This window comes from Xenorhabdus bovienii SS-2004 (assembly GCF_000027225.1).
In the GTDB taxonomy this organism is placed as follows: Bacteria; Pseudomonadota; Gammaproteobacteria; order Enterobacterales; family Enterobacteriaceae; genus Xenorhabdus; species Xenorhabdus bovienii_C.
Window position 1 is genome coordinate 1,170,693 of the sequence record NC_013892.1, and the last position, 14,361, is coordinate 1,185,053.

Here is a 14,361-nt window from a genome sequence, read left to right on the forward strand (position 1 = left end):
TTTTATATATCCTTTCTTAAATAAAGTGATTACTGTTAATTATTCTTCTTACATGACTCCAGCCAACTATCCCGTGCAACTCTTCCGTTCTTCCAGTACTCCTGAAGATTCTTCCAGTAAGTATTGAGATAACCATTCAGATTCGTTTTTCCTCGGGCGGACATCTGTTGCTGAACAACACGAATTTGTGGGGAAATAAGCTCCGCGTTATAGGTAACGCCCATATCCACCAAGGTGTCAGCATAATAATTGACAATAAAATTGAGCACTTTTTTATGCTGATCTAACTGTGATTGTCGACGGGAACAATTCGCATCCAGCTCACTGCCCGCCTTACAGGTTTTTTCATACAACCCGTTCAACCGATCGTAAAATTCACCATCATCCTTTAATTTTGTACACAAAAATGCCCCAAGTTGCAGGGAAGTGCGAATCGCCTGATCGCGTTGTTCGTCACGCAATTGTGCATTCGCCCGTAGATCGGCACGCAACTGTTCCAACTGTTTCTTTAACGCCGTATCCTTTACTTGAGCTGAAATGCTGCCTAAGTTATCAATGGAATCAGGTGATTTTTTCTCTTTAACTTGCGGATTGTCTGTGCCTAATGCTTTCCACTCCTCGGCGATTTCTTTGATACGATCGCGCGAAGTTAATGTCGGCGAAACCAGCACCAGACGAAATCCGAGGGTTTTATTCTTATTATCACTCTGCCCGGTGTAATAGGGTTCTTCTCCGCGCAGTGAGCTACGTATATCACTTTGCGGCGTCAGGAAATTTCCGCCTCTGACGATATATCCCCCCGCTTTACCATGCCGGCGATCCAATTTATTTAAGTGAAAAGGCTCAAACATCATTTCAGAAGCATTACCCAACATATCATGCAAACCCAGCGGATTGGGTTTAAGCAATCCCGCAAGCTGAAGTTTACCATTGGAGGATTGAGTGCCAGAAAACCACGCATAGCTGGTTATCCCTTCCGGCATCGGGAAACGTTGATCGCGAAATTCCGCCGTGGAAACAGCCAAACCACCACGGGCAGCAAATTCCCATTCTGTTTCGGTTGGCAGGCGCAGGAAACCCGGTTTGCCATCTTCAACCGGCAGCGCTTTAGGCTGGTTTTTCAGCAACCAAAGGTTGTATTGATTAGCAAAATTCATCGCATCAACCCAACCTATGTTCACTTTGGACAAACGCAGTTTCATATTCGGTGTAGGACACTGGCCTGTCAGTGCCTGATATTGCAAATCTGTCAGCTCGTACTTCGCCATCAGGAAATAACGCCCCTTGCCGGATTTACCTTCGGCAAAACTACCCGCAATATGTTCCGCACGTGCCTGTTCTAAATAACCCCATTCGTCATTTGCCCCACCGCCAAGGGTAATACTGTAATCCTGCAACGGCTGACTAAGGGGAATCGAAACTTTACGAAACGCCATCGCGCCCTCACAGGGCATCGGCAATATTACATCATCGGGTAGTGGCTTGGGATTGTAGTATTTTTCTTCCCAGACGGCACTGGCAGAAAACGGCAGTATTGCCAGAAAAAGCCCTGCCAATGCTATATTCAAACCATGATTAAATCTCACGTAAACTCTCCGCAGGTTCAATTTTCAACGCGCGTAAGGCTCCCACCGCAGCAACACCCAGTGCGACTACCAGAACACTTAATAAGGCCATCAGCAGGTGCCAGGGTTCCAAATGACACACAAACGCCGTTTCAGGTAATGAAGCGCCCAGCACGTTATTAAATAACTGACTGGCGACAAAATAGAGCAGTAAACCCACTCCCCAGGCACTGCCAGTAAGAAGCAACGCCTGAATTAAAACAAACAGCACCACAGCCTGACGACGGAAACCCAATAACCTGAGTACCGCCATATCTTTTCTTTTGCGATCGATATTTGCCATAAAAGCCCCTACCAATGAAGCAATACAGCCAGTGGCCGATATCCAGGCGATAACAGTAAAAATCAGACCGAGAACATGATCAATAGCACGTACAGATTCAATTTCCGCCTGCTGTGTTATCGTTTCGATGTGTTGCTGTTGTAACCACTCTGCCAATTCCGCCACGCTATCAATGCTATTTGCGTATAGCCGCGCTTTGGCAAAAGTGGTGCGTTCACGGGTTGGCGTACCATCATGTACCTTGAATAAGGTAACTTGATAACCATCACGGTAATCTTCCATAGCCACCAGAAGGAGCAGCGTGACGAAAGCAGCTGGCCGGCCGAATTTTGCTCCATCAATCACATCAATGACCGTCAGCGTATGTTGTACGTGTTCGTTTATACCATCCCGTTTACGGGCAATTACTAACCGCAGGCTATCCCCTGTTTTTATCTGTAAACGCTCTGCGGCACTGGCACTGAGCACAACCTGCTGTTCATTTTGTGGCTCTTTGGCATTCACCAACAGCGGATCATGTAAAGCAGTCGGAATAATTTCAGCATTGCTGACAAAACGCTGGGTATCTCTGACCAGATCGGCCTGCGTATTCAGGGAACGAGTCAGCGGAATGACAAAATCCACATCAGGACGAGCCGCAAGCTGCATCAACCATGTGTGGTTATAGTTACCATTACCCAGCATACGAACTTCCCGTGTGCGTGGATCATCCAGCAAGGTGTGACGAAGCTGGCTCACTATGCCATTTTTCAGCCCGAACAGTAGTAACAGAGGCGTGATCACGGCAATCAGCGAAAAAATAATACAAAGCGCAACTTTGCGATCGTGAATTAAATCAGCCAGCGCCATACGGGGCAAAAGCAAGCGAGAGGGTCGTGTATTAGCATTAACAGGTTGTAAAGACACTTTGTTTTCCATCCACTGTAGCGGCGTAGCGTTTAAGGCCAAAATCCGTAACCCGCTGCCAGTCGTGACTCACAATAATGGCAACTAAATTGAGTGCTTTCACCATTTCCACTATCAGGCTGAAAAGCGTTTCGGCGTTGTGAGGATCGAGTGCCGCAGTCGGTTCATCCGCCAGTAACAGTTGCGGCTGATGAGCAATCGCACGGGCAAAGGCCACGCGCTGACGCTCCCCAATCGAAAGTTGAGAAGGCATTTTCTTCATCAGTCCGGCAATACTTAAACGGGTAATCGCCGTATCCAGCCACTCAGAACGCGCCACCAGCCCGGCTATTTGGCGGGGCAACTGGATATTTTGTTCGACTGAGAGCCAAGGAAGCAGCCCGCCATGCTGCAACACAAAACCGAGATCCTTGGCACGCACTTGGGCAAGCTGATTTTCCTCACCCTCCAGCAGAGAGGCAGTAATATCACGCGGCGGTATTCCCAACTGGTAACATTCCAAACTGTCAGGCCGGAGTATTCCGCCGATCATCTCCAGCAAAGTGCTTTTGCCGCAGCCACTCGGCCCTGTTAACGCAGCGATTTCTCCTGCATTCAGCGACAACCGGGGCAGGCTGACGGTAAAACCTTGATCTGCCTGCCCGCGTTGTATCTGCATCGATTGGATGTACAACATTACGGAAGATTTTCTAACGGAACGGGGTAGACGTTATCCCGCGGATCACTGTCTGGCGCCAAGGAAATCCAACGATCTACATCTTCGTTATAGCGCTGGTAATAATTCAGCTTAGTATTCAAACGGCGGATAAAGCGCTCTTGTTCCAGACCATCCCAACTTTTCCACGTATCTTCATCCAGACTCAGCACTTCACTGAGATAAGGTAAACCTTCGATGTATTCACCCAGTAATCCCATTTCACCCAGTTTGGTTGCCTGTTTATTTTTTGCCTGTTTAGGATCATTTCCCATCGTGGCGGCTAATGAACGCAGGCTGGCAAACATATCATCCGGCGAAATCAAACCTTCATTCGCTGCATTAACAACCTTCTTCATGACTTCGCTCAGATCGCTTAACTCACTCTTGGTGAGCAGCACCTTAACCTCTGTCGCCGGAATATTTTGATGCACAAGATCGCGATCACTGATCCAAGATTTAAATACAGGCGGCGCTTGAGTTCCCTGTTTGTCTCCCAGATACGCTAATCGCATGGCGTGTCCCAACAACGCAGCATCATGTAATAGAGGCTCTTTGGATAACTCCGTTTTTTTACCCATATAGGATTCGTTGGCACCCAGCGCGCTGCCTACGGTCTCTTCACCCCGCCATGCTGTTTTAATCTGGCTGGTAATGGCATTGGCAAGGTTATCAACTATCGTGCCAAAACTGTTCACGTCACCGGAGTTAATCGGATAATAAAGCGGCTTGTGCAAGAAAGCATTGAGCGTCAAATCACGGTACTGATTCTCCGCAGAAGCGTGGTTTTTATGTCCTGAAGGTGTTTTCAAATGGAGCGCATACAGTGCCACGCCGCGATAGGTTGCTTCCAAACGCACCTGAGTGGCGTCCAACTGAGTCGAAGATAATTTATCATCCCCTTCCAGCGCTCCCGCATCCGTCACCAGAATCACGTAACGGGCACCGAATTTTGTCCAGTCCACTTTATCCAGCGCTGTCATGACTCCGGCATAAGCATCTTCATTCACTTTACTGCTGGAAACGGTGGCTTGTTTAAGGTCGCGCACTTTAGCCAGAAAATCTTTACCATCTTTGACCGTATTGGGATCAACATACATTTTGCTGTCATATTCCAGATCAGGGACAGCAGTAACGTTTGAACGATAAGCGACCAGACCAAACTTCACCTGACCAAGTAAGTTTTCTTGTTCAATGCGCTGATAGATTTTTTCAATCGCCTGCTTAGTGCGATCAATGTAAGGCCCCATTGAGATAGTGGAATCAATCACAAAAACAACCGATGCCGAGAAGCCTTTCATCATGTTTTTTTCTTTATCGGGAGAGGTACTGGCGTTTTTACCTGATAATACACTGGCTGTTTTGCCGGCTTCGCTCACCGAAGCGACATTAAGTACCCGAACCTGATAGCCCGTGTCAGTAAAAATATCATCGGAACCCAGCATCGGCAGCAGATAAAAGTTTTTCTGCTGATCAATCATATAATCCGGTTCACGCGCCAGCACAGAAGGAACGGATTTGCCCGCTTTCAGATCATTCAGTAACGGCTGTAATTGTGTTGCCGGTTTCGCCGTGTTCAGGATCTTTTCCACATCCGTTTTATCACGGAAGAACAACATCGGGTTACGACCTGAAGGGTTGGTAAAAGCCAAAGTGAGCTGCATTTTCCAATCTACGCTACAGTTGGCTTTCATCCAGCCACGGGAATTTCCATAGCTATCAGGACCAACCCATAGCCATTCTTCGCTACCCTGTTTTTCGCGCTGGTAGACGTAAAAACGGCTGAAAGCAGGTTGTATCTTCCCTTTTTCACCGACCTTCGCCGACAGCTCACAGCCTGGATAGGTGAGTACGCGCTGATAGAGTGTTTGCTTTCCTTCCTGTAAAAGCGGTTTCTGTGCTGCCAATGCTCCTGCCGATGCCATCAACACCAAGGCGGAAAAAACCGCCTTCAGCCAGTTAAGGTGTTTCATTATACTTTCCTATTTTTTCAGTGCCGCTAAACGGGCTTTGGCTTCACTGTTCTGCGGATCCTGATTAATCAGGATTTCGTACCAATAAATAGCCGTTTGCGCATCTGCAACAAAACAACCCTTCTTTGTCGCCGTTTTCGGATCGTATTCTTGGGCATAACGCAGCGCGATTTGCTTATCACCCGACTGCGACTTATAAGCATAAAGCCGCTGTGCGATATCACACTGTCCCGCATTTTTCGCCTGACTGATAATTTCCTGTACTTGCAGGCTGGAAGGCTGGCTGCGCAGACAACTTTTAACAAACTCCAGCCCGTTGCCTTTGGTCATATTTTCCATCGCACAAGGAGCAGTTGCTGAGGCACTGGATATGACAGGCTCCGGCTTTTCCTGCGGTTTCAGCAACCACCAAAGTACACCGGCAACAACCAGCAAAGTCAGAACAATCAGCATTCCTTTGTTCGATTTTTTGGCTGATGCAGATGCTGCTGCGTCAATCCGTTCATTGACAGGTATTGGCTGAGGCTCCGGCAGCTCATGGGATTTTGATACAGTAAGTTCAACGACTGATTCAACAGAGGCGGTTTCCGTCGGCATTGAGACTGGCGGTTCCTGAGCCGGAGGCACATGTTCACTCACGTTGTCAGAAGGGGTATGCTCCCCTTTGGCTAAGGAACTTAAAACCCCATTGGCAATTTTCAGCCCGCCAACCTCACGCTGTATATCGTCTATTACCGTAACGCGATACGCCACCTGACGTTCCGCCAGCAGCGCATCAACCAATTCAGGGCCAACACGGGCTTCTACCGCACCATCGACTTCCTGCAACTCAGGCAAGATCAGCCACTCTTCATTGTTAACCCACTGCCCCTGACCATTCAGAAAACAGCGATCCTGATTACGCTGGATGGATACCCTGACGCCTTCAGTAGCTCCCTGCCAATCCTCAATGCGCAACACAGCATATCCGGGTTCAACCGGTTCATAAGGCCTCAGCTCTGGTTTAATCACAACTCGTTACTCCGACGACAGTTGAATACGATGAATAATGGTGCCCAACCGTTCATTCTGAACGGCGGTAATTTCGCGTCCCGCAGAATGCCCCGCGTTTTCTTTGATTATTTCTCCGAAGCCGAACAACCAGTCATAGATAAATAGGGCACTGTAGTTCAGTTGTTCGTTTGTCAGCCGATAAAGGCGCTCGTCACCTTTCCACAAGGCAGGATCTTTTTTGTCCGGACGGGCAAAAATAGGTTGCCCTTTGTTAATGCGGCTCGCCGGGCGTTTCTCACTCAGTATATTCTGATAGCCCAACCACGTAATGAAATCATTCATGATGTGCATCACGCGGGATACCTGACGCTCCATCATTTTTTCCCGCCGTACACCCGCCTGCTCAGTATTCGCCAGCACCGCCATCAGCTCACCTTCGACGTCCATCCGCTGGATCGCGGTGATTAATTCATCCACCAACATTTCGACAATAGAACGGGAAAGCCCGATAAAATCCGTCATACTGGTTTGTTCAGGTACAGTGCGCAAGTAATTGATCCACAGTTTGATCACTCTATGAGCAAATTCCTGTTCATGGCTGTGAGCCGAGACGGTTTCATCCGGCGTATCACTGAAGAGATCAAAATCACTGCCAATCCCGAAGGCAGCGATGGATTCGTTTTCATCTTTACCTTCTATGGATAAATCAAGTTCAGCTTCCTGCATATAAAGCTCTTGCAGTGCTTTCCGTTGAGGAACTAAACCCGCCAGCAGTTCGCCATGCCTTCCGGCACGGTTCTGTAATGCCTTCAGGATATCTTCGGAGATAAGCCTTTTTTTCTCCACTTCTTCTGCGCCATCAGGCTGATACCAAGCGTGTAAATTTCCTTTCACCAGTTCATGGCGCGTTTCATTTAACTGTTCAGTAATGCGCTCTAACTTCATTTCACGCTGGGCGACGATGCCTAAATAATCCGCTAACCGGCGCATACCACCATCATCTAATTGCAGCATGGCATCCCAGGCTTGCTCAGGTGAGGCAATATGGCGTTGGATTGCAGCATCTTCGAGGAAAGTTTTTTTCATCAAGGTCAGCTTGGAAGCAGTTTCCTGACTGAACTCCGCCTCGCAGCCCTCTTTCATTGTGATGAATGGCGTGGCCTGACACGGTTTACGCACCAGAAATGCATTGTTAAAGGCACGACCGGGCTGCCATTCCTGCATCCAGGGAAAATGGCCGAAACGTTCGGTCATGGCGATTTTGATCATCCCGCCCTGCCCCCAGACTTCACGCAGCATATCTTCTGATTTGGTCAGCTCCTGAGTAATACGTAAATCGAGTTTGGTGATTGCCCAGACCAATCCTGCCGGGCGACGTGCGCGGCTGTCAGCATCAGCGCCCTGGCTATAACGTATCCATTCATCCAGTACACCTCCCACATCTTTCACGTTGGATTGTTCATTCGAAGGCGTACAAACCACCAGAACATTCATCTCCTGATTGAGGGTGTAACGCTCAAATAAGTAGGCCACTTTGCCACGCAGGATTAACTGTGCCAGTGGATTGCTGTCGTCGCTTTCAGCCGTGTTCTGGAGATAATTCAGAGATTCCACCCCCAGACGACCACGATAACCGGGGAAGTCCAGCAAATCGACTTCCTCAAATAACCGTTCTCGCGTGGAGGAAAGTAACGGAACATGCAATTCCACAGTCAGTGCAGTGAGTTCTGCCAGAGAAACTGATACCGGTGCGGCCAGCCCATTCTCTCGTTCCGGACACACCGTAATCTGCAAATCGTTGCTCTTATTCAGGCGCTCCAGCATATCGACGTTCATAATGCTGTTAGTTTGTACCAACCTGCCATTCTGCTCAGTGACCAACACATTAAGTGGTGCTCTGACAACGCTGGCACCTCCCAGACGTTGTAGCGTATGTGCAAATCGGCGATAAGCCTCGGTGAATTCATGGATATTGCCCCATAATTCACCAAATAACTGAGCACGATCATCAATCGATAACCAAGGTGCCAGCTCTACCGCCGCTGGCCAGTATTGCAAAGCCATTTTGCTCTGGCTCTTTTCTGCATGACGGATCAGATAGTCCCATAGCGCGACCACATCATCTTCCGCCACCCCCGGTACTTTATACGCCTGACGTCGCTCGTTCAGTGAAGTAAGCAGCGTATTGATGCGTTTTTCATCATAATTCCAGTCGATTTTCTCCTGATTGAAATCATGAATAAACGTATTAGCGAAGATTTTGGCAATCTCCGCTTCGTTGAACAGTTGTAGCTCAATCGGCCAATCAGGGTTAGATGGCCGCACGTGACGGCTAAAGCGTGTAACCAGACCGGTGGCTTCTTTTCCGCCACCCGGGGGATTGATATGTTCGAGAAAATCAAGCTGATACGACCCCATCTGGGTTTCCAGACGGCCGTTCTCCCCGGCTGCCAATGAGGAGATCAGATAAGATTTCCCTGCTTGAGATAAACCAAAAAAACCAATGGTCATGGGATGAGTAGCCGCTTTGGCCAATCTCTGCGCGGTATTCCGGCTACGGCGCAGCTTCAGTTTCAACCGATCCGCTTCTGTGTTGAGACGCGGGGCATTCCCACGAACCTCTTCAACCCATTCAATCGCCTGACCTGCCCCTTGCGCCACGTCAAGCCACGCTTGTTTTAATTGTTCGGGAGTAAAATGTTTCATCAGATTTTAATGCTCCCACTGTCGAGCCAATAATGAGTTTCACCCAAGCCGCTCCCGACCAGAGTATTCAATTTGAAACTGACGTCCTGTGGACGCGGGTTCTGCGTAGATTCGACGATATCCATCTCGCTGATACGGAACTTTTCAGGACTTCCGTTAGTTTCAGCTTCTTGCCCACGCCCTTCTTCCACCTCCAGTTTCAGTCGCAATACCGCATCACCAGATAAAGCTGTTGCTAAGCGCGTTCCCGGAATTTTCAAAGTGTATAGTGGCGTGGCAGACCAGCGTTCATTGTCAAGCTGACGGAAGCCAAGCCGCATTTCGCCACGAGACTCAAAATATTGCTGGTTATCCAACTGGAATCCAGGGGTGTCCAGATCAATATCTCGATAAAATACGTTGCTGTCTTTCAGCAGATTATTACTGTCGAGCATGCCGAAATAACGGATAGTCGAATAAGGCTTAAAATTGGCCGTACGGAAATAGAAGTTACTCAGTCGTGATTTCTCGGCCAGCAGGCAAAGCATCGCACCCACCGCCGCCGTGGATTTAGGATCGTCAATTAATCCTTTTTTATTGAACGGATACCAACCGCCCGTTTCGTAACCATGCAAGGGGAGAACCCGTGCAGGCGGTACAGGCTGTAAGTGGCGGATCAGTGCCTGAATACCCGGCAGACGGGAAGGACGCCCGGTTAACAACAAAATGTCGCAGTTGTAGTGCCAGAGAACTTCGCACAACCCGCGTAAACTACCGCAAATATTGATGCGGTTATGACGGGCATCGATAAATTCGTTATGCAGTTTCATCAAATTGATGTTTAACGGCACATTAAGAATGGAAAATGGGTTTTCTATTCCCGCCGGTAAACTACGCTTAACTTCTTCATCAACATATTCACAAACTTTATCCGTCGGTTGATGAGAAAGCAGATCATTGAACGTTGCACTAATAACTTGCTCACCCGCCTCTGGCGTAAATTTTTCATAACGATGCAAAATAGCAAGTGCCACAGGCGCGAATATTTGCAGTGTCAATTGCTGGCGTAGCACCTGTTTGCCTGCCTCCAACGCTTCACTGCCGAATAAGCGCGACATTAATGCTTCAGCATCTAAATCTTGATAGCCAATATTGAGCAACGCGGCTTCGAATGCAGGCTGCAAATAGAGTTGGATCACATCCAACAGAATATCATCACCCGCAACTTTAAATCCCTCACGGAATAGCTGTGTCGGAACGATACGCACATTGCTGCCGTTCCCTTCATCCAGGGTATAACGGGTGATCACCAAATCGGTTGTGCCACCACCAATATCAATAGAGGCAATTTTCAACGTGCGATCATTACCCGCTTCCCGTTTATTATCAGGCCGCACTGTGGCTGCAAAAAACTCTTCACTCCGGCCGCCAAAATAGTTTTGTGTCTCATTGTACAGATAAACTAACTGACCACAGGTCGCTTCATCCCATTTCACATGCACGTCAGGCAAGGTACGTTTGCGGGAGACGTTTTTATCTTCCCGACCGTTTTCATCAACACCCTGATCCATATCTTCCCAATCCAGCGCTTTCCACACCAGCCTGATGGCCTGTGTCATTGCTTTCTGGAAAATTGCGCGCTCAGGTTTTGGCATCGCCGGCGGCACGGTGAGAATGATATTTTTTAACTGACGAGGGGTACTGGCATGACGCATTTTCAAACGTTGAGCCGGACTGTTAATTTGCATCAATGCCTGTGCCAATACTTCAGACAACATCATGGTCATCAAGGTACTGCGGCTATATTCCGGCGTAAACACCGGCATACGCTCAGAAGGTTTAAGTGCATAAAGCGCCTCGCCTTTGTCATTGATCATGTAGGTCATCGGCGGCGCCGTCGCCTGAGGTTCACGATCCGATTTCACAAAGGCGCGGCTGAAACGCCAGCCAGGGGAGTAAGGTGCGTCATCCCACAAATAGCGTTTTGGACTGGAAAGCCCCGTTGAGCCCTCTGTACCCAAACGCTGTGAGGCCATACGAAACGCTTCTTCACCCACACGACCAATCGTCGGCCAAGTAAACGCATCGCTGCGTCCGCTTTTGACAGAAAAATCCTGCTTCCCGAATTCGGCTTGAGCGAACTCCAGACGGCTGTCAAAAGGATCGGTATAAATATACTGCGGTTCACTCAGGTCACGTAATTGAAGCTGATAGAGATTTGACAGACCTTGATCACCATCTCGGTGTTCTTCAATTAAGATCCCACAACTGCGTGAGTTACCAATATCGAGCACTAAATCGACATTAATGGGGTTATCCTGAAGTTTAACATCGTTGAGCTGAATTTCAGGAACCTGCAACAACACATTAAGTGCATTAATCAAATTGAGATAATGCGCTTGATGTTCCTTCCGGTTCAAACAGTTTTCAGTATCTTCATGATATTGACGCCACAATGTGGTGGCACGTTCGGTATAGGTTTCCCGCAGCCAGTCATCCACCCATTTCAGCAACAGAAAATCGCCCATCTCATGATGAGTCTCTGCCAGTGCAAAGCTCACACCGGAACGCACATCATCATCGACAGGCTCCAGATACTGGGTATTTCGCCTATCTGGAGACACTTTGGTATCAAAAGCCAAAGTCACCCGCCAGGTATTTCCCTGCTCATCCGGTGTATCCAGTGCGTGAAATTTCACTCGCGACCAGTTAGTCGGCCCCTGTGCAAAACTCCGTGACGAGTTAAAACGGAAGAAGGGCAGCGGTAACCATATGTCATTGTATATTTCAAGGGATTTCTCCAGTACCAGCGAGTAATCGGAGTCCGCAGCGAATGCAGACGAACCTGACGCTGAAGGTACAAGAAAATTCTCATCTCTTTCGTTATATACCAGACGAATGACCGGGTTATCTTCCTCAGTCAGTAAAAATTCACCGTATTCTTTTTTTTTGGGTAACGCGAAAGCAAAATCCAGAAACTGAATGCCACTGTCACGAATCAATGTCACTTTTTCTTTGAAATCGGTAATCGTTGCCAGCATGCTGTTAATTTGCCTCTCGCTTCATCGACATGGGAAATAAAGTTTTTTCGTCATAACGTCCTTGACACTCTGCTGTGCCTTCGCTGCCTGATTGACAGACCACTTCAGGCATCGTGTAAACCGAACCATCGCTACACTTCGCTTCACCAATATTATCCAGTTGCAGCGCACCTGAATTCATCACTGCCTTAACGGGAGCCTGACAATGAACACCGTCACCGCGCGCCATTTCAACCTGCCCTTTACCATCTGCAATCTGATACTTCAGACTAAGTGGTTTGCCAGTACGACTATCCTGAATTCCGGCACCTGCGTGCCAGCTACCATTGAAAAAATCAGTGGTGCCCTGCTGCACTGCGATATCTGGGATTGTGAGCGCCTCAGCAGGCGGAGAAACCTTTACTGGAGGAACATTAATCTCGGGCAGGGAAGGTTTCGGCGTGCCATTGGATACTCCATCCGCAACTGGCGGTATCGGCTGAGTTGGGAGCATCGGTTCAATCGGATTCAGTTCTGGTGAAACAGGGGAAGTTCCATTAACAGACTCAGTACTATTAACAGAAGCCGTGCCATTGACGGAACTCATTCCTTGCACAAGAGGTAAAGCATGAGATTCACTCACTGATAGAGCTGGAACTGATCGTTCTGGTACGGGTTTCCCCTCTTTCGAGATTATTTCACCTTGAAGTGGCGGTGTAGAATGGGTGGAAGGTGTCATCCCCCAAATATGGACATCCGGTAGGCAACCACGCAGTAACAACAGAGCGAGTAAAATCAATAACAGAGGCAGAAGCCACCACAACCAATGAGGCAATAGCCAACGCCGAGAACGTTTGGATACAGGCGGCGGCGTTGCAACCACGGTTTCAACCGTAGATTCGGTTGGTGCAACCGATGGCGTCACAGAACGTACTGTCCTTAAGCATTCAAGAGGATTGGGGCGAGCCTGCTGCTTCGCATTGACAAATCCCCAAAAAGTCACCACGGGTTTGCCATCGACCAAATAGATGTGCTCCTGATCGGGGAACTGGATAGTTTTACTCAGCAAAGCGCCAAAAAGACGCATTTCATGCGCCTTTTGCTGGATCATTTGTGCACTGAGCTGTTCGATAGCAGCCTGATGAGCTTCCAGTTGCCGCAATGCTGACTGACGTTCATCATACGTTGCGGCCGACCAGGGAACGACGTTACCTGAAAAGCCGGCATACCAATCTATCCGATCACCCTGCTCATTGCCTTGTGGGATTGCCAGTGAATTAGCAACATCAGAGAGCTGCCGCAGGCGCAAGGTTTCTCGCAACTGTAATGCGGAGAGATGCACAGCCTGACCATTTTCTCCCAGCGGCAGATAACTTTCGAGTTTATCACCACGTAAAAAAGTTTTTTTCACAAGAAGCCGTTCCTTGCTATCAGAAAATACGACGTTGATATATTCATTTTGCCTAAAAATGCCATTGTAACGACAACAGAAAGCTCAGTAAAACCCCTCTGTTTTTATTGCGCGATAATGCTCACCAATGCATATGTATTTATCTGGAAAATACTTTGCTTAACATAATTTTTTTACTCATTGCAATTTTCCGGAATATAATCCTGCATTGCTTGATTTATTACCTGATTGAATTGATTGGCATTATTCGCTGTGAATACTTTGCCACCAGTTTGACTGGCAATGCAGTTTCCCGCACCGCTATTCATGATATCGACAACATTAACCTGTAGCCGGGGTTTGTTCTCTTTCAACGCACGGGCGACAGCACAGGGATCACCGCCACAAGTTTCATCACCATCTGAAATTAATAAGATTATCGCATCGCGATTCACACCATCCACTAGAGCCCCAGCCTTTTCCAAAGCCAGTGCCAGCGGAGTTTTTCCATCCGGAGTAATACGATCAATCGCCCGTTTCAATACTGGCCGCTGCGTAGGCGAAAAAGGTAATGACGCGGAAACATGCCTGCAATCGAACGCAGCCACCAGACTGATATTCATATCTGAAGGCAATTTATCGATAATCTTCTTCGCCGACTTCTTGGCCAGAGTAATACGGCTGGGTTCTCGCTCGATGTATTCGAAGGCTTTTCTTTGCAACAAATACTGTAATTCTTGTGGAGTGACATCCACACTGATAGACATTGAGCCAGAAGCATCAAAATCTATG

At 48.2% G+C, this 14,361-nt stretch carries 9 protein-coding genes; all 9 read right to left on the bottom strand.

All coding sequences use genetic code 11. From position 1 onward, the window contains the following. Positions 1-35: 35 nt before the first annotated feature. The 9 genes from XBJ1_RS04930 to XBJ1_RS04970 all read right to left on the bottom strand — a co-directional run bounded on the left by XBJ1_RS04930 (position 36) and on the right by XBJ1_RS04970 (position 14,336). The gene (locus XBJ1_RS04930; protein ID WP_012987693.1) at positions 36-1,586 is read right to left on the bottom strand and encodes an SUMF1/EgtB/PvdO family nonheme iron enzyme; all 1,551 of its coding nucleotides are present in this window, start codon (positions 1,584-1,586) and stop codon (positions 36-38) included. Then, complete coding sequence (locus XBJ1_RS04935; RefSeq protein ID WP_038198420.1) at positions 1,576-2,814, bottom strand: ABC transporter permease; 1,239 nt, start codon at positions 2,812-2,814, stop codon at positions 1,576-1,578. Before XBJ1_RS04935 ends, XBJ1_RS04930 begins: the two co-directional genes overlap by 11 nt. Next, positions 2,795-3,472 carry an ABC transporter ATP-binding protein gene (locus XBJ1_RS04940; RefSeq protein WP_012987695.1) on the bottom strand — a complete coding sequence of 226 codons (678 nt, stop codon included), beginning with the start codon at positions 3,470-3,472 and terminating at the stop codon, positions 2,795-2,797. The genes XBJ1_RS04935 and XBJ1_RS04940 overlap by 20 nt, the downstream gene beginning before the upstream one ends. A gap of 17 nt (positions 3,473-3,489) precedes the next feature. After that, positions 3,490-5,481 carry a vWA domain-containing protein gene (locus XBJ1_RS04945; RefSeq protein WP_012987696.1) on the bottom strand — a complete coding sequence of 664 codons (1,992 nt, stop codon included), beginning with the start codon at positions 5,479-5,481 and terminating at the stop codon, positions 3,490-3,492. A 9-nt stretch (positions 5,482-5,490) separates the two neighbouring features. Continuing rightward, entirely contained in the window at positions 5,491-6,492 is a 1,002-nt protein-coding gene (locus tag XBJ1_RS04950) for a hypothetical protein (RefSeq protein ID WP_012987697.1), read from the bottom strand. 6 nt (positions 6,493-6,498) lie between these two features. Next, the gene (locus XBJ1_RS04955) at positions 6,499-9,180 is read right to left on the bottom strand and encodes a putative virulence factor (RefSeq protein WP_012987698.1); all 2,682 of its coding nucleotides are present in this window, start codon (positions 9,178-9,180) and stop codon (positions 6,499-6,501) included. Then, positions 9,180-12,200: a virulence factor SrfB gene (locus XBJ1_RS04960; protein WP_012987699.1), complete on the bottom strand. Its 3,021-nt coding sequence runs from the start codon at positions 12,198-12,200 to the stop codon at positions 9,180-9,182. Before XBJ1_RS04960 ends, XBJ1_RS04955 begins: the two co-directional genes overlap by 1 nt. A 4-nt stretch (positions 12,201-12,204) precedes the next feature. Further along, entirely contained in the window at positions 12,205-13,590 is a 1,386-nt protein-coding gene (locus XBJ1_RS04965) for an SrfA family protein (protein ID WP_012987700.1), read from the bottom strand. A gap of 173 nt (positions 13,591-13,763) precedes the next feature. Next, entirely contained in the window at positions 13,764-14,336 is a 573-nt protein-coding gene (locus XBJ1_RS04970; protein ID WP_049778800.1) for a vWA domain-containing protein, read from the bottom strand. Positions 14,337-14,361: the final 25 nt, after the last annotated feature.